Origin of the sequence: Psychrobacter sp. Rd 27.2 (assembly GCF_001921755.1) — a bacterium.
In the GTDB taxonomy this organism is placed as follows: Bacteria; Pseudomonadota; Gammaproteobacteria; order Pseudomonadales; family Moraxellaceae; genus Psychrobacter; species Psychrobacter celer.
In genome coordinates this window covers 1-891 of the sequence record NZ_MRYB01000034.1, presented here as the reverse complement: position 1 = coordinate 891, position 891 = coordinate 1, and the positions used below count along the sequence as shown (strand labels likewise).

Annotated in this window: 1 protein-coding gene and 1 pseudogene; both read left to right on the top strand. The window is 40.3% G+C overall.

The genetic code is table 11. The features are described 5' to 3' along the window. Nucleotides 1-66: 66 nt before the first annotated feature. Nucleotides 67-507 carry an IS5/IS1182 family transposase gene (locus tag BTV99_RS12470; RefSeq protein ID WP_075102676.1) on the top strand — a complete coding sequence of 147 codons (441 nt, stop codon included), beginning with the start codon at nt 67-69 and terminating at the stop codon, nt 505-507. Nucleotides 508-515: 8 nt separating this feature from the next. Further along, nucleotides 516-891 (top strand): annotated as a pseudogene (locus BTV99_RS12465) (transposase family protein); the annotation flags it as partial.

The following is an 891-nucleotide window of genomic DNA, read 5'->3' as shown; positions in this document are numbered from 1 at the left end:
TAGACCTCTTGCAAAAGTAGTTGTAAGACACAACGTATATTATTGAACTCTACTTACTTAATAGATATGCCAAACATAGATAAGCTACTCAAACAAAGTGACGCTGGTTTTAAACGCTATACAGGCATTCATAAAGCCACCTTTTATGACATGCTTGAGGCCATGCAAGAGCATGAAGCATCTAAGACCAAATCAGGCAGACCAAGTGTGCTCAGTCTTAAGGAGCAGATACTACTAGCCCTGACTTATTGGCGTGAATACCGCACGCTTTATCATATCAGTATGGACTTTGGTATTCATGAGTCTTCTGCTAGCCGTATCATTCGTAAAGTAGAAGACGTACTTATCGATTCAGGTAAGTTTGAATTGCCTAAAAAGTTGCCTAGTCGTGTCGATGAGGACATCAATTGGTCAGTCGTCATTGTCGATGCCACCGAAACCCCTATTGAGCGTCCAAAAAAAACCAAAGAGACTACTACAGCGGTAAGAAAAAACAACACACCTTAAAAGCGCAGGTTATCGTTCATTGGCAAACTGGTTTGATACTTGATGTGCAAACCTGTAAAGGGTCAATCCACGATTTTAAGCTGTATAAAGATACTTGTCCTGATTGGTTACCTGAGAATACTAACTATCTAGCAGACAGTGGTTATCAAGGGTTAGCAAAGCTACATAACCAAACTTTCACACCATTTAAGAAACCTCGTGGTGGTCAGTTATTGGAGATATGCAAACAGGCCAATCACTATCTCGCTAAGTTCCGTATTGTGGTTGAGCACAAAATAGGCTTAATCAAGTTGTTTAAAATCGTGGCTCATAAATATCGCAACCGTCGTCAGCGCTATGATCTTAGAATGAAGCTGTTTGCTGGTATCATTAATTCCGAGCTTA